Annotated in this window: 10 protein-coding genes; 4 read left to right on the forward strand and 6 right to left on the reverse strand. The window is 64.3% G+C overall.

The features are described from left to right. Positions 1-61: 61 nt before the first annotated feature. The 5 genes from RT424_RS14325 to RT424_RS14345 all read right to left on the reverse strand — a co-directional run bounded on the left by RT424_RS14325 (position 62) and on the right by RT424_RS14345 (position 7755). On the reverse strand, positions 62-1522 hold the full coding sequence (locus tag RT424_RS14325) for a hypothetical protein (RefSeq protein WP_313439482.1): 1461 nt from the start codon (positions 1520-1522) through the stop codon (positions 62-64). Positions 1523-1978: 456 nt separating this feature from the next. Then, the gene (locus RT424_RS14330) at positions 1979-3292 is read right to left on the reverse strand and encodes a hypothetical protein (RefSeq protein ID WP_313439485.1); all 1314 of its coding nucleotides are present in this window, start codon (positions 3290-3292) and stop codon (positions 1979-1981) included. Between the two features lie 947 nt (positions 3293-4239). Beyond that, on the reverse strand, positions 4240-5229 hold the full coding sequence (locus tag RT424_RS14335) for a ParB/RepB/Spo0J family partition protein (protein ID WP_313439488.1): 990 nt from the start codon (positions 5227-5229) through the stop codon (positions 4240-4242). Between the two features lie 153 nt (positions 5230-5382). After that, a complete protein-coding gene (locus RT424_RS14340; protein ID WP_313439491.1) occupies positions 5383-5943 on the reverse strand; it encodes a 2OG-Fe(II) oxygenase in 561 nt (186 codons plus the stop codon). 90 nt (positions 5944-6033) lie between these two features. Next, positions 6034-7755, reverse strand: coding sequence for a ShlB/FhaC/HecB family hemolysin secretion/activation protein (locus RT424_RS14345; protein WP_313439494.1), 1722 nt, complete (start codon positions 7753-7755; stop codon positions 6034-6036). A gap of 832 nt (positions 7756-8587) precedes the next feature. Between RT424_RS14345 and RT424_RS14350 the strand changes: the two genes are divergently transcribed. From RT424_RS14350 to RT424_RS14360, 3 genes are all read left to right on the forward strand, one after another. Then, positions 8588-9781, forward strand: a complete 1194-nt coding sequence (locus tag RT424_RS14350; protein ID WP_313439496.1) for an AAA family ATPase — start codon at positions 8588-8590, stop codon at positions 9779-9781. A 94-nt stretch (positions 9782-9875) separates the two neighbouring features. Continuing rightward, on the forward strand, positions 9876-10973 hold the full coding sequence (locus tag RT424_RS14355; RefSeq protein ID WP_313439499.1) for a ParB/RepB/Spo0J family partition protein: 1098 nt from the start codon (positions 9876-9878) through the stop codon (positions 10971-10973). A 404-nt stretch (positions 10974-11377) separates the two neighbouring features. Beyond that, positions 11378-12727 carry a replication initiator protein A gene (locus RT424_RS14360; RefSeq protein WP_313439501.1) on the forward strand — a complete coding sequence of 450 codons (1350 nt, stop codon included), beginning with the start codon at positions 11378-11380 and terminating at the stop codon, positions 12725-12727. A gap of 1265 nt (positions 12728-13992) precedes the next feature. Here RT424_RS14360 and RT424_RS14365 read toward each other — a convergent pair. Next, positions 13993-15186 (reverse strand): hypothetical protein, encoded by a 1194-nt coding sequence (locus RT424_RS14365; protein ID WP_313439504.1) that lies wholly within the window; start codon positions 15184-15186, stop codon positions 13993-13995. Positions 15187-15369: 183 nt separating this feature from the next. Here RT424_RS14365 and RT424_RS14370 point away from each other — a divergent pair, with 183 nt between their 5' ends. Next, positions 15370-16404 carry an integrase gene (locus RT424_RS14370; protein WP_313439507.1) on the forward strand — a complete coding sequence of 345 codons (1035 nt, stop codon included), beginning with the start codon at positions 15370-15372 and terminating at the stop codon, positions 16402-16404. Positions 16405-16601 lie beyond the last annotated feature (197 nt).

Raw genomic sequence — 16601 nt, forward strand, 5'->3', positions numbered from 1 at the left:
CAAGAGATGGAAACGGGGGTCGGTGCGGGCCGGGGGAGCCCGCACCGAGGGGACGAAAGGATCAGCTTCCGGCGCCGCCCAGCAGGCCGCTCAGCAGATTGCCGCCCGTGGCAGCGCCTCCGGCGCCACCCGTCGAAAGGCCACCGGCCAATCCCCCCGTAAGCCCGCCAACCAGCGAGGACACCGCGCCCGTCACCGGCGCCAGTACGCCGCCCGCACCGCCCGCCGGTGCTCCGCCCAGGCCACCCGTCACCGCATCCACGAGGCCGGTGACCGGCGCCAGCACCGCGCCGGTACCGCCTCCGGCCGAGCCGCCACCCGCACCCAGGCCGCCCGTGACTTGACTCAGCGTGCTGCCCAAAGCGCCGTTCACGGTATCGAGGATAGGCGCAGCCACCGTTTCCACCGTGGCCGTAACCGGTGCGACCACCGGTGCGAGTCCGCCCGTCACCTGGTCCACCAGTCCGCCGACCTGCGGGCCAAGCACGGCGCCGGCGAGATTGCCGACCGGCGCCAGCCCCGCCGTGACGGCATCCGCGGTGGTCGGCAGCGCCACGTCCACCACCTTGCCGTCCGACAGCACGGTGGCGGTGGCGAGTTGCCCCGTCGCCAGTCCGGGATTTTCGGACAGGACATTGAGGCCTATCAGCGTGTCGGCACTGCTGGGACCGGTTAGGGCATTGTTGCCCAGGTCCACCCCCAGCAGCGGTCCCTCGTAGGTCCGCGCCGGTTCCGATCCAGTGCTGCCGCCGGTCAGTCCACCGGCCAGTCCGCCTGTAAGACCGTCCACCAGGCCGCCAAGCTGCCCGGTAACGGGTGCAAGCACGCCGGTCTCGCCCACGACCGGCGCGAGCACGCCGTTGACCGTATCGAGCAGCGGCGAAGTTACCCCATCGACCGTGGAAGTGACCGCCGCGAGCGTCGGGGAAAGGCCATCGGTCACCTGGGTGACGGTGCCGCCCACCTGCTCGCCCAGCAGCGCGCCGGTCAGCGCGCCGACCGGGGCGAGTGCCTGCTTCGTCTCTTCGGCCGTGGTCGGCAGAGTGACTTGCACGACCTTGCCGTCGCCCGTCAGGACATCCACCGTCACGCCGGTGCCATCGGTGGTCGCCGTATCGGGCGTCACGTTCACATCGATCAGCGTGCCGGAGCCGCTCGGGCCAAGCAGGTCGGTGCCGCCGACGGAGATGCCCGCAGCCGGGCCGGTGAAGCCGGTGGTGGTGCCGCCCGGGTCGGTTGGCCCGCTCGGGCCGCTGGGGCTAGGGCCGCTCGGCCCGCTCGGATCTGTCGGGCCACTCGGGCCGCTAGGACTGGGTCCACTGGGAGTCGGGCCACTGGGAGTCGGGCCACTGGGAGTCGGACCACTGGGGCTGGGACCGCTCGGGCTGGGGCTAGACGGCCCCGAAGGATTGCCCGCCTGAAAATCCATGCCACTGGTGCAGGCCGCTACCAGCAGCAAAGGAGCCGTGGCCGTGCCCAGAAGGGCGAGCCGCTTGATCTTCGGGTAACGACGGATCGGCATGGGATCTTCTCCAACGTGGTATCGGCCGCTGCGGCCTGTTGGAGAAATGATAGGTCGATCGGAACGCTTGGCCTCGTCGAGAAGCAGCCGCCCCGGCCCTGATACGGATGAGAGACGACGCCAGGGCGGGCGGTGCATTTGCAATTGTCCGGAACAAGCCCGGATCGGCCGGCGGAGAATACGCAAACCCTGTCGAAACGCCGAAAATCCAGCCGATATCCGCCTTCCCGCGCGGATCGTGGACGAAATCATCAGCGTAAGACGCGCCAATGGTTAAATACTCACTCCGGCTCAATTTCGTTGCGTTCCGGTAGCTGCCGCAAGGCGCACGGCGCCGGAATCGAAGAGGCAGCCCCGTCTCCGGGACTGCCTCTTCTCCCCTCCCCTGCGTTCAGCGGGTGGGGGTCGTTCGCGTGCCCGGCCATGGGGTTGTGGGGCGCCGGGCACGCATGACGATCAGTTCGTCCTTGCGCCAAGACCGCTGAGCAGTGAGCCGACAAGGCCGGTCACCGGCGCAAGCGCCGATCCCGCCCCGGCGGCCGCTCCCGATCCGTTACCCGGAGCCACGCCGCCGGTGAGGCCGCCCACCACGCCGCCGACAAGGCCATTTACGGCATCGGTGACCGGCGCCAGTACCGAGCCGGCACCGCCCGTGCCGCCAGGGACAGCGCCACCGGTCAGGCCCCCGACCACGCCGTTTACCACGCCCGTGACTGCGCCCGTGACTGGCGCGAGCGCGCCGCCCTGGTTGGGCGCGCTCAGCAGCGTATCGACGGCGCCCGTCACAGGGGCAAGCACGCCTCCCGCAGCCGCACCACCGCCCAGTCCGCCGCCCAGTCCACCGACCAGCGATTCGACGACGCCGGTCACGGGCGCCAGCACACCGCCATCGCCCGAACCCGGACTACCGGTAAGGCCCCCGGTCAGGCCGCCAACCACGCCGCCCAGCGATCCGTTGACGGTATCGAGCAGCGGCGCCGTCACGCTGTCCACTACCGCCGTCACCGGTGCCACCACCGGCGCAAGACCGCTGGTCAGCTGGTCGACGACGCCCCCGGCCTGCTCGCCCAGCAAGGCTCCGGCCAGGTTGCCTACCGGCGCCAATCCGGCCGCAACCGCTTCGGTCGTGGTCGGCAGGGCGAGGTCCACGATGGCGCCGTTCGACAGGACGCCGACCGTCGCGAGCTGACCGGCAACTTGTCCGGTACCTTCGGACAGGACGTTCAGACCGACGACGGTGTCGCCCGTGCTTGGGCCGGTCAGCGGGTTGTTGCCCAGATCGAGCCCAAGCAGCGGCCCGTCGAATGTCCGCGCGGGATCGCCGCTACCGTTGCCGATAGTGCCCCCAAGATTGGCGGTCAGCCCGTCGATGAGGCCGCCGAGCTGGCCGGTGACCGGTGCGAGCAGGCCCGATTCGCCCACCACGGGAGCCAGCACGCCGTTCACCGTATCGAGCAGCGGCGTTGTCAGACCATCCACCGTTGAGGTGAGCGTCGCCACGGTGGGAGCCAGCCCGTCGGTCAGCTGCGTCACCGTGCTTCCAACCTGATCGCCGAGCAGCGCCCCGGTAAGCGAGCCGACCGGCGCCAGGGCCTGCTGCGTCTGTTCGGCCGTGGTCGGCAGAGTGACCTGCACAGCCTTTCCGTCACCCGTGAGCAGGTCCACGGCGATGCCGCTACCACTCGCCGAAGCCGCGTCCGGCGCAACATTGACGTCGATCAGTGTGCCGGACCCGCTCGGCCCAAGCACTCCGCCACCACCGACGTTCACCCCGGCGATGGGACCGGTGAAGCCGGGAGTACCGGTAGGGTCGGTTGGGCCTGTTGGGCTGGTTGGGCCTGTAGGGCTGGTGGGGCCGGTCGGGCCGGTCGGGCCGGTGGGACCGCTCGGGCCTGTCGGACCGGTGGGACCGGTGGGACCGGTTGGGCCGCTCGGGCCTGCCGGGCCGGTGGGACCGCCCGGACCATTCGGACCAGTAGGACCGGTGGGGCCGGCAGGACCGCTTGGGCTCGTCGGACCGGTGGGACCCGTGGGGCCACTCGGGCCGGTTGGGCCGCTGGGCCCGGTGGGACCGCTCGGACCGTTGGGATCGGTAGGCCCCGTGGGCCCGCTGGGATCGGAAGGGCCGCTCGGGCCGCTTGGGCCACTCGGGCCGCTTGGACCGCTGGGACCGCTTGGACTTGTCGGACCGGTGGCGCCGCTGGGGCCGGACGGTGAACCGCCGCCTCCGGCGCCTACCCTGAATCCGACGCCATCGGCGCAGGCACTCAACAGAAGAAGCGGAATGGCCGTCGCGCAAAGCAGCAGGTGCCTGGCGGTTGGGTGCGATTGGTGACGCGGCATCGTGTTGACCTCCATGAAAATGCCCACTGCATGGAAGCTAGACACGGTCCGAAACCGCTTCTCGGCGAGAAGGAACCGTCGCGAAGGTGCCGCTTGGCGCGATCGGTATGTCCCGCAAGGGGAATGCGAAAACCAGCGCCGGGAGCTGGAAAAAGTGCTGCGTTCAGGAGTGAGATCACGCAAGACGGCGTATCGGGCAGCACGACATGCAGCCTTTCCCGCTCAGGACGCGCAACCACACCCTGCCGACGAATGCGGAAATTCAAACCGAAAGGGCTGTTGTTGAAAGTCCTTCGGCGGAGAAACCGCCGAGTGCCGCGCCGAAGGCGTCTTCACATGGAGCGAAGACGCCCTATTCCTTCATTGCCGGGTTTTCAGGCGACTCGATCGGCTTCAGCGTCGCTGACCGCTTGACGGCGACTGTCGAGAAGTGCCGTTCGCAAAGTCTCCAGCAAAGCGTCGATGTCAGCATCCCGCGTGACGAGGAGATCGATGGCCAGACCTTCTCGTCCCGACCGAATCCGTCCCACGCGGCTGTCCCCAAGAACCAGCGGCTGCTCGTTGCCGGGGCGGGCCAGCCCTTCCCGCGTCGCTTCCTTGAGCCGGGCGAGCACGGTGGCGGCCGGAATCATGCGCTCTCCAGACGCCGCTAGCCTCTGCTGCTCCTCACCGATCTGCCGGGCAGAAAACATCACCCGCTCCCGCTGTTCCGCTCGTCGCAACAAAGGCGTCAAGACTTCGGAATGGCGCACGCGCAGTTCATCCCGCGTCGCGAAAGCGTTAACCACCTCATCGGGCATCTGCGCCAGGGCAAGTAGGCGGCTCAGCTGGCTGTTGGACAAATTCAGCGCTTCGGCCATGCGCGACTGCACGCCGCCATAGAACCGGTCCACCGCGTTCTGATAACTGCGCGCGCGATCGAGTTCGGTGATATCCTCCCGTTCTCGATTTTCGATATCGGCAAGGCGGAACGCCTCTTCATCGGTCAGGTCCACCACGAGCGCGGTCAGCCGGATTTCGGGACGACCGTTGTGGTTCAGCCAATCGACCGAAAATCGCCGACGGCTCCCCACCAGCAACTGATAGGGATGATCCGACCCCGGCGGATTGTGGCGAACGAGCACGGGAATCCGATTGCCGTCCTCCTGCGCGATCGATTCGATGAGCGACCGGCAGCTTTCCGCCGAAAGCCCCGGAACGTCGCGCGGGTTGCCGTCCCACACGCTACAGTCGGATGGGCGAATGGAAATAGCGGTGCGGGCGCGCCCGCTTCCTTGCGTGAAACCGGCAAGCCGCTGATCGAGACGCGACAGCGCTTCGCCATCCACCCCGAAAGCCTCGGCCGGGCTAGGTTCATAGGACAAGGTTGCCAAGATGTCCCTTACAAACCCGACCATAACATCCTCCTCGATCTTCTACCTTGCCCTTTCATATCGCGGATCACGCAAGATCGAGGTTAAACAATGTTCGTTCTGGCGGGGTATTGGGGCCGTTTCGGTGCGGACGGCGCGTAAAGTTCAGCGCCAGTTTGGTCCTTCAACCCAGGTAACGAGGCTGCGGCGGGTGCCTTCAACCACAGGAAGCACCCGGTGCTGAAGGAAGGACGGAAAGACGAGCAGGCTTCCACGCGGCAGGAATTTCTCGGCGGGGTTGGTTATGCCGAAGAACTCGAACGCACCGCCTTGGTAGTCTCCGTCATTGGAGAGCTGGACCACAACGGAAAGCTTGCGCGCATAAGGACGCGGCGATTCCAGCCAGACGTCCTGGTGCCAGTCGTAATGCCCCTTATTCGTCGCGCGATATTCGGTGAATTGAAGCTCGTAAGGCGCGTCGATTTCCACGCCGAAGTTGTTACGGTTGGAAGGGCGGACGAAATCCATGATGCGCGAGACGATGTCCTTCTCCCGGCTCGCATCGAGCCAGCGCACAGTCGATGTGCGATACCCCAGATCGCTGCGCAGGTTGCCGGAGAACCCGATCGTCGCATCCTGCTCCGCATAACCTTCGGCGCGTTTTACGATGGCATCGCACTCCGCGTCGGTCAGCGCACTGGTCCAGACTTCCCAAACATTCTTCATCGCCTACCCCCTTTCCTTCGCCGCACGTCCATGACGGCGGCGGTACCGAGGGAGGGCCGCTGCCGTTTTTGCGTACACGCAAAAGCGCAATCAAATGGTCCTGTTCACGCTGAAGAAGAACCTTGCCTTTTTACTGTAAAAATCGGATGGAGACTTGACAGGAACTGCCACTTGTGCAGTTGCAGTCCATCCTTTTATCGGCGTGATCCGGGCGCCCACACCTGCCGTCGCCAGCGAAAAGTCTTGCGCGGCCAATCGATATGCGGGTCGTTCGTAGCTACGGGCCAGCGCACCGTCCGTATAGGCGAACACCGTCAGACCGCGCGATGCGGTGGGCTTCCCGACTACCCGCCATGACAGTTCCAGACTGCCCGCCACCGCCTTGTCCCCGGTGATGATGCCGGCGCGATAGGCCAGCCCGGCACCTTCGCCGCCAAGCGGAAAGCGTTCCGTAGTGGGCAGCCGATCCTTGGTAAATTGCCCGCGCAGGGTTGCCTTGACGGAGATCGCCTTGGTCACTTCCTTGATCGCGGTAAGTTGAAGGTTGGCCTTGCGGAACGAGGCTTCCGAATAGCCCTCGATCGGTCGGGCACCGAGGGCGTCGAGCCCCTGGCTCAGGCTGGTGGAGATGGCATAACCACCGGTCTTGTCCACCGAAGACCACACCGTGCCGAGCCGTAGAGCCCGCGTCTTGAAACCACCGAATGCAGTATCGAGAAAGTAATTCTCGCTATTGGTCCCGTCCAGAGAAAGGCTAAGCGAAAGATTGCGGCGGTAAGAGCGAATCAAGGGGTGCGAGATGGCAATGCCTGCCTGTTTCGCTTCGCCCACGATGTTCAGATCCCTGGTCTTCGTGCGCACATAGGCGCCGCTCATGCCCAGTGTCGTGCCGTTCGAGCCGATCGGCGTGGCATGGCTGAGAGAATAGAACTGATAGCGGTCCGGATTGAACGGCACATTGCCCGAGAAACGCGTGGTGTCGCCTTCGCGCAGCACGCCGTTCACCGCGACCGAGAGCTGGGTCTGCACACCCGTGGTGACGTTGACGATACCGTTGTTGTTGACGTTCATCGTAATGTCGATCTGCTTGCGGTCCACTTTGAGATCGAGCAGGAGTTCTCCCGGCGTTGCAGTCTGCTTGAGGCTGGCCTGCACGGTCTGTCCCGGAATGTCGCGGAGCAGCGAAATGGTGCGCTCGATCGTCGATTTGCGGGTCGGGGTCTCCTTCATCAAGCGCTTCACTTGCGCGTCGATCAGGCGCTTGGGGGTGCTGCGGGTGCTGCCGTCGAGCGTGTAGCGAGCGATCCGCCCTTCGAGCACGCGCAGCGTGAGGACGCCGCCCGTGGGAACCTGCTGCGGGATCGAAACGGCGAAGAAGGCAATATCGCTCTGCGCATAGGTGGCGCTCACTGCATTCGCGATTTTCTGCAGATTATCGCGATTGAGCGGCGCTCCGATGAAGGCTGCCACGGACTTGTCCAGTACGTCCTTGGGCAATGTCGAACCCTGATAACGCAGCGCGGTCAGCGCCACGCCGGGTCCGCCAGATGGCGCTGCGGGCGCGGCCACGACCGGTGCTTGCGATTGCGGCACGCGGGCAGGAGTTTGAGCACGCGGAAGGCTTGGATCCTGCTGATCGATGCGCTCTCGTCCCAGGATCGGCGATTGAGGCGAAGGCGCAGCAACCTGGGCTTTCGCCGAAAGCGCGAACGTCAGCGCAAGCAAGAGCGCCGCCAGCAGCAGGATCGCTCGGTGCGAAAGGCTCCTGAGCGAAGCGCGCGAGCCAAGTGAAAGATATGCCGAAGCCGTCATGGATCGGGGATCGCCTGTTGGGTTGGATGGGTGTTCGAATGCGTTCATCCGCACGATGAACAACATGGAGTCCGGCGGCACCTCGAACTGGAGCCGGAGCGGCGGCTTCGCCGGAAAAGCAACCGGCAGATGATGTCGGCACCGGGCCAAGCGCCGCCGAAGAACACGCAAAAGGCATTCTGGTAGGGGAAAATAGAGTGCCGGGACCGGAATTCGTTCACCTCAGGGACGGGCATGCGGAGCGAAAGCCTGGCGACATGCCGATCCGGGAAAGAGCTATATCATACTGATTTTATGCGCTTTATTCTGCGGGCGTCGCGGAGACTCACAAGGGATCGGCTCTGGCCAAGGCACGCAAAGCCCAGCCAACCCACGCAAACCGGGGTCATCCCACCGGCAAAAGCGAGGAAACGGGATATAGGCCGGTTCGGCTATAAATTAGCCCTGAAACGCATTCCGATAGACAGACGAAAAAGGGTTCGTATCGACGCGAGCCCGCTTGGTGCTGGACACATTATATAAATGGGTCTTGGGCCGGTGAGATCGTCGTTGAAGCGCTGACGACGTTCGCCGCGGATCATCCTGGTCTGGTTACACTTCGCTTCCCGCAAGATGCCCCCCTTTGGCGGCAAATCGAATCATGAATCTATGGGTTGAAGCAATCTGCGCCTCGATCCGGTCGCCGAGGCCCAATTTGATGCTCAGTGCATCATAGTCGCCATGTTCGGTCGAACTTCAGCCAAGACATCTCTTGATTGATATTTGGGCTCGACTGAACATCCGTTCGCGCATATACCTGCAAAATCGTTCAAAATATAACCGCAGGCCAGACATGCATTCACAAGTCGACCGTATCTCGGAAATGGCCCAGGCGGGCGAGAAAATGATCGAGCGGTTGCGGCGCAAAGCCTTCCTGCCCGAGACCCGGAAGGGACTCAATGTCCGTTTCGGAATCGCCGAGGCAGCGACCCTGCTCGGCTGTTCCACGAATCGCATCCGCATGGCCGAGGATGACGGGCGCCTTCCGCCGCCACCTGCCGCCGGCAACGGCCGCCGTCTGGGCTACACGGTGGAAGAAATGCTGCACATGCGGGAAGTTCTGGGCGCCTCCCCTGCCCGCGCACCGTTGGACGTTCCTGCCATGATCGCCGTGCAGAATTTCAAGGGCGGCGTTGGCAAGTCTACCGTTACCACCCATCTTGCCCACTATTTCGCGGTGCAGGGCTATCGCGTGCTGGTGGTCGATTGCGACAGCCAGGCCACCACGACGACGCTGTTCGGCTTCAACCCGCACTTCAACATCACGCGCGAAGAGACGCTCTACCCGTACCTCTCCATTGACCCGACGCAGGCCGATCTGCTCTACGCCGTCAAGCGCACGCCTTGGCCGAACGTCGACCTGATCCCTTCGAACCTGGAACTTTTCGACGTCGAATACGAATTGGCGGCCGCCGGGGCGGATGGCCAGTCGGTACTCGCGGCGCGTTTCCGCAAGCTCAAGCAGGGTCTGATGGATCTGGCGCGCGATTATGACGTCGTCATTCTCGATCCGCCTCCGGCGCTCGGCACGATCAGCCTTGCAGTCATGCAGGCGGCCAACGCCCTGCTCGTTCCGCTGGCAGCGACCACGCCGGACTTCTGCTCGACCGTCCAGTTCCTTTCGATGATGGACCAGGTGCTGGAGCAGCTCGTCGGTGCCGGTATCTCGGTGGACTACTCGTTCGTTCGCCTGATCTGCTCGAAGTTCGACGGCAACGACCCCAGCCACGAAATGGTCCGCACCATCATGGAGCAGACCTTCGGGCCCGCCCTCTTGCCCGTGCCCATCCTGGAGAGCGCCGAGATCAGCCATGCCGCCTTGCGCATGATGACGGTCTACGAACTTGAAAAGCCGATCGGCACCCCGCGCACGCACAAGCGCTGCAAGGCCAACCTGGACGAGGCCATGGGCCAGATCGAACAGCTGGTGCGCACCGGATGGGGCCGTTCGCAGCGCGTGGACGAGGATTTGCTGGTCAATGGCTAACCTGCTCTCGCACCGCGATAAAGCATTTTCCTACAGGGCTTTTGTTCGTCATATGTTCCCGTCCGATTCTCGCTATCCATCTTCGAGGTAAGCCATGGCCCGCAAGCAATCAGACTATCTCGCCGCCCTGCTCTCGGACGACGACTTCCGGTTGGAAGACGACGTCTCGCCACAGGCCGACAACGCTTCCGAAGCAGCCGCCGAACCGGCGAGCCTGCCGCCCATCGAGCCACGCCCGCGTGCCGAGCGTTCGCGCGGCACCACCCTGCTAGGACGCGAGAGCGCCCTCGCCCGCGTCGCCACCGGCGAAGTACGCCAGGTCACGCAGCTCCTTCTCGATCCCGCGCGTGTGCGTATCTGGCCGGGCAATGCCCGATCCTATGCGCATCTGTCGGAAGAGTCCTGCCGCGAACTTATCGACTCGATCATCGCCGAGGGCGGGCAGAAAGTCCCAGCGGTGGTGCGCCGCGTGGAAGGCGATGCCGATCACGACTATGAAGTCATTGCCGGTACCCGCCGCCATTGGTCCATCTCCTGGCTGCGCGGTCATTCCTACCCGGACATGCAGTTCGTGGCCCAAGTCGCCCAGTTGGACGACGAAGCCGCCTTCCGCCTTGCCGACCTGGAGAACCGGGCCCGCAAGGACGTTTCGGATCTTGAGCGCGCCCGCAACTATGCCCACGCGTTGCGGGACCATTACGGCAACCACATGACCCGGATGGCCGAGCGCCTGAAGCTCTCCAAGGGCTGGCTGTCGAAGATGCTCAAGGTGGCCGCCATTCCCGATGCCGTATTGTCGGCCTTCGCATCTCCGGCCGACGTGCAGTTGAAGCCGGCCTACCCGCTGGCGCAACTGCTCGACGACCGCGACAAGGCCGTCGCCATCCGCAAGGAAGCCTCCCGCCTCGCCCGCGAGCAGGCCAATCGCCGCGCCGACGGTCGCCCCGCGATCGTGGCGGCGGACGTTCTCAAGGCCCTGCTCGCAGCACCCGACGCGGAGCGCGCCAAGCCGGAACCCATGTCGATCGTGTCTCGTCACGGCCGCGCCATGGCTTCGGTTCAATCGAGCAACCGCCAGGGCGTTACGCTGCGCCTTCATGCGGGTTCCGGCGCCAATCGCGAGGAAGTGCTGAACGCCGTGCGCAATCTGCTGATCCAGCTCGACGGCGAAGGCCGTGGCTTGCAGACTTGATCGGCGGCGGAGGTGAAACGCGACCAGGAATGGCCGTCGTCACCTTCGCCACTCGTTACGGTTGCCTTGAAGGACGCAAGTCCATTCACGAAAATGCAGGGGCACTCCCCTGCATTTTTTGTATCCGCAGAGGTTCGTCCTCCATGCCCGGTACCGATCCCGGCAGTTGTTTCCCCGGGGAAACACCTTCTGCGTCCGCGATGGTCGAACGGAAGCCGTCAAAGCCTGCGAAATCCACGCACAAGTTCTGCACAAGCAAGGTTCTACGCCATTTGCGCGGTTCCTGGCGGGCCGCCATTATGCCGAGAATCACCCGAACCCGTCGATTCTCGTTTCCCCGGGGAAACAGCGAAGCGCCGTGTCCGGCAAAGCCCTGTCCACCGTTCTGAACGCGGAATGAGAAAATGAGTCGCCCGAAAAGAGAGACGGCCTCGGAGCAGTTCGACCTGTTCCTTCCGTATATCGCGGACCTGCCGATGCGCGACCAGCGCGAAATGATGGAGCGGCCCTTCTTCAGCCTGGCGAAGTCGAAGCGCGCCAAGCCGATCGACTACACCAGTCCCGACGGCAAGCTGTGGGTGCACGTTTCGGCCAACCCCGACTATGGCATGGCGACGATATGGGATGCCGACATCCTGATCTACTGCGCCAGCATGCTTGCCGACATGGCACGGCGCGGCGTCAACGATGTGCCGCGCAAGCTGCATCTCATGCCCTACGATCTGCTACGGGCGATCGGCCGCCCAACCACCGGGCGCGCCTATGAACTGCTTGCGCAGGCCCTGGACCGCCTGGTCGCCACGACGATCAAAACCAATATCCGTGCCGAAAACCGCCGCGAGGCCACGTTTTCCTGGCTCGATGGCTGGAACCAGCTGGTCGATGAGCGCACCGAACGATCGCGCGGCATGACCATCGAACTTTCCAACTGGTTCTGGGAAGGCGTGATGATGAAAGGCGGCGTGCTTTCGATCGACCGCGCCTATTTCGACATCACCGGTGGCCGCGAACGCTGGCTCTACAAGGTCGCGCGCAAGCACGCCGGCGGTGCGGGGGAGGGCGGTTTCGCGATCTCGATGCCCGTTCTCTTCGAAAAGTCCGGGGCCGAAGGCCAGTATCGCCGGTTCAAGTTCGAAATGCTCAAGCTGGTCGAGAAGGACGATCTGCCGGGCTACACGCTCTCGCTCGAAACCGCGCGCGATGGCGAGCCGATGATCCGCATGCGCCGGGTCGACGGCAAGGGCGGAGCAGAGAGGGGCCTGCCAGCCTCCCTGGCCGCGAATGAGGACGGAATGGAACAGGCCGTCGAACAGGCGTTCTCTTCACCCCGTGCCGTGCTGCCCGAGAGCGGAACCAAGGCATCCGCCCCGCGCAAGCGGAAGCCGTCATCCCGCACTGCCGCCGCCTCTGCGCAAGTCGAAGGCACCCCGGAGACGCCTTCGCGACAAGCCGTTTCCCTGGGGAAACCTGCCGCCGCCAGAGACGCCGAAACCGCTGGGGTGGTCGATGCCAGCCAGCTCATCCGGCGAACCGTGATCGGCCTGTCCGAAGCGGCGACCCGCGGTTTCATGACCGACGAGACCATCGACTTCCTGCGCCGGACCTGCCCGGGCTGGGATCTTCACGCCCTTCACGCCGACTTCGAACGGTGGGTCGCCGTCTCGCCCGAACGTACTCCGGCCGACTGGCAGCGGGCCTTCATCGGTTGGGTGAAGCGCCATCACGAAAAGCACGGCCGTAATCTGCGCGGCTGATCTCGCCCTGTCCGAACAGGCTATGAAGGCCCCGAAGCGGTAATCGCTTCGGGGCCTTTTCTTTGCCCGAACGGCCCGGCGGGCTGGCAATGAAACTTTCGGGGGCAGCGGGTGATGTCCGCCGGCATGATTGCCAGAACCGATGCAAGCTTGGTAGCCATGTCGCCGAACTCGCTGATCCGGCTATGCCCAACCGCAATCCGCGCAGTGACCGACCTGCGATCGCCAAGCAGGGGCGCCAGGCAGGGTCTCCCGACAGGCACTCCTGCCAGAACGAACGCGCGGCAAGGAGCCACGCGAAATCGCCGTGATCGACTCGTACCGGCACAGCGCATACCTGGACGATAGAAATCCGCTCGCATGCATGGCGGGCGTTCGCGAAAGTTCGATAGTGAGGGTGCCCTCATCATCCACGTCGATGCAGGCGTTCCCGAAGTGTCGCGTCCGACGGCGAGACGATCGCGCAGAACGACAGTCTTTGTAAGAGCGGGCGGATGATTGAACCTTTCCGCAGCACCCCTCGAAAAAAGTGATTCAAATATTCGACGCAAATCCGGGGCTTCGACACACCAGGAACGCCCTGATCGCATGCTTCGACCCTTCAGGAACAGCTGATCGACATTTCAGGAACAGGCTTTCGATCCTTCGGGAACACCTTCCACGACACATCGGGAACGAAGCGACGACACTTCGGGAATGCCGTGAAATTGCGAATCGCGGAATCTTGAAGCCTGCGGCCGGATTTCCGCGCGCCTAACTTTTCTAACAGAATCCCTCTAAAGAGATTTCTAACCGCTTCGCCCGAAGTTTGAGTTCCGGATTGACGGGGGAGAGGCGTCGCGCAGCACACGCCCGGACTGCCTTGCACGGATGCCAGCGGCTCTGGACGGCCTGTCGCGCCCGACCGGTTCCGTCCGCCCAATTTGAATCATTTTCAGCACCCTTGAGGCAGTTTTCGTGCAAGTGCAGCCACGGCCGCCTCGCTCTGCCGGGATGGTGCCGCGAAATTTGCCCTGAGAAGCCCGTAGAGCGCGTTGAGGAGGGCTCCGGGCCTGCACCCTATCGAACGTCGGTTTCGGCGCTCCACGAGGCTCGGTCTTGCGACGTTTCAAAACCGCTGTTTTCCAGGAACTTGAACTTCAAACGGCCCGAAATCGCTCGAAAAGGTGCTATCCGAAGGTTCGATCGGCCCGCATGGCATTGCCCGGGCCGATTTCACAGCGAGCCGTAACGAGGCTATCGCCATCCGGGTCGATGGACGCCCGCTAGTTTTGTCCGGCCCCGAACGTCGATCGGCTCAGCAGTTCATCGAGCGCGCGCATCGATTCCTCGTAATCGGCAATTGCATCGGAGGATGGATGCACCTCCCGCCGATCGAGCGGGGAGGGGAGGGCATCGTCGAAGCCGGGCGCGAAGAGGTACAGCCTGGTGGCATTGCGCGTGGTCTGGCTATGAACGAGGCCGCTGGCCTCCAGCGTGGAGGTCACCACCCGCACCCCGGGACGGGACACGCCGATCACCCGCTCTATCTGGGTGCCTCGCAACGGGCCGAACCCGGCGAGGTATTCGGCCAGCCTCTGGGCGCGGCCGCTGCTGCGGCGGTTTTCCAGACGCGACCGCATCGTCGCGACATCGGCCTTGGCATCGCCCAGCCAACGATCCAGTCGGGCCAGGGTGTCATGAAGGCTGACGACGGCGTGGTCCGCCAGATTGTCTTCGTCGGCCTCGAACCCGGCCAGCGGCGATGTGACCAGCGGCAATGCGACCAGGCCGGGCAAAGGCAAAGCGATCGGCAGGCCGTGGCGAGGTGAAAGATAGCCGCCCGCCAGCAGATCCAGCGCCCATCGGGAATTTCCGGAGCCACGCCGTTCGATCGCCACGCCCTTGTCGCGATCGATACCTCGGGCCAGTTCGATGGCGTTGTCCTCCCGCGCGAAATGCAGGGATTGTGTCGCCGCAGAGAAAAGCCTTTCTACCGGCACGAAAGGTAGCCCGTTTCCACCGGCCTTCAGAGCTTCGACGACCTGGCGGGCCGCCGCGATCGTTGCATGGGCATCTTCATGATCGGCACCGCCATTGAAGTCTTCAGGCGCCATGAAAGCCTGCTGGAGTGTTGCGGCGGCGGTTGCCAGCGAGGTCCAGGAATTATGGCGCAACTCGGTCAAGATGGCTTGGCATAGTGCTTTGGGGGATAGTGCCTTGGGCCGTACCGCTTCGGCAGGGGGGAGATAAGCTGCCGAATGGTCCGACAGCGTGTCCAGGCCTGCGTACCAGGCGAAAAAGCGGTCCTCGGTGAATTCATGCCCTTCCTGCCGCAGGGCTGCGATCAGGCTTTCGCGGACCGATCGCGCGGCCAAAACCTGCAGCACTTCCGTGCCCGCTCCCGCAATGCCGGCCTGAAAGCGGCCAAGAAGCAGCGCGGCCAGCGTTTCCGGCTTGGAATAGGGTTCCGGGGCCACCAAAATTCCTCACCAAATCAAAGGGATTTTGCAGAAGTAAACCTAACTAAGATTAGGTATACACCCTCTTGTGTCAAAATTTCATGCACTATCGATAACGATGGAATCGAGCTATGGAGGTGCTCGGGGCAAGGCAGGTTGCGTGCACAGGCCGCAGCACGACGAACAGCGAGGAAGGATACCATGACCTCGACACCTTCTTCAACGGTGGAGAACGGGGAGGCGCGGATCGTCATCGTCCATCGTCCGGGAGAGCAGGTGTTGCCCAAACGCGGATCCGGCCATGGGGTGGACAGGGGCGCGCGGATTCTGGCTGCGATCGAAGGGTTGCTGCCGCCGGATCGCGCGATCGAGGCAGCGGTCTTGCACGCCGCGATGGCGAGGCACACCCCCGCAAGCGTGAAGGCGATGGCGAACGATCTCGACGATTATGCCCGCTATTGCCGGGAGCGCCGCCTGATCGGCCTCCCTGCAAACAAGGCTGGCCTGCTGCCATATCTGGCGGATGGCGAGGCGAGGGGATTGAAGCCGGCCACGCTTGCACGGCGCCTGGCCACCTTGAGAGCCTTTCATGCCCTGTTCGGTTGGGAGGGAATCCACAACGAGATGATCGGGGAGAGGAACATCCTGCGTGATTTCCTGCGCGAGGCCCGTGCGCGCGAGGCGGCGCGAAAGGCCGCGACTGGCCCGGTTGCAGCGATCCCGCTGGAAGCCTTGCTGGACGCTTGCGACGACGATCCGCCGGGCCTCCGCGATGCGGCTCTGCTGTCGCTTGCCTCCGAAACCGGCCATCGCCTGGCCCGCCTCGCGGCCGTGACATGCGCGGATCTGGGCGTGCTGCCGGACGGTTCGGCTGCCATTGCGCTATCTTCTGCAACCCTGCGGCGCATCGAGGACTGGATCGCCGTGTCGGGCATCGAGGACGGCGCGCTGTTCCGCCGGGTCGCGGTCCGCCGGGTCAAGGCGCGCGCAGGGGCCGAGCCGTCGCTTCGCAAGCTGGCATGGAACCACAGGCGCGGCGAGGGACGCCTTGGCGCAAGGGCGGCACGATCCGCGCGCGTCGACTATGCGATCGGTGAAGCCGCACTGACGGCGGCGGCGGTTCGGCTGATCCTTGAGCGCAGAGCGCGGCGCGCGGCGGAACTGGGCCTGATCGCGCTGCAAGGCCCGGCGCTGGAAGCGGCGATCGCCGCCCTGGATATCCGTTCGCTGCGGTGAGGTGCCGGGAGGTCGTCAAGGCGGCGTGGGCAAATTCGACCTCTGCTGAATGGCAGGAATGGATGGGTAGCTGTCATGGCGGTAATCGGGAGCGAAGGTCTGCAATCCGAGATTTTCGATTCCAAAGCTGCCGTTCCGGACACGCCGACAAAGCGGACCTAATGGTAGCTCGATAAGTCGGCAAAATCCGGGATTGT

The organism is Novosphingobium sp. (assembly GCF_032093395.1).
Classification (GTDB): Bacteria; Pseudomonadota; Alphaproteobacteria; order Sphingomonadales; family Sphingomonadaceae; genus Novosphingobium.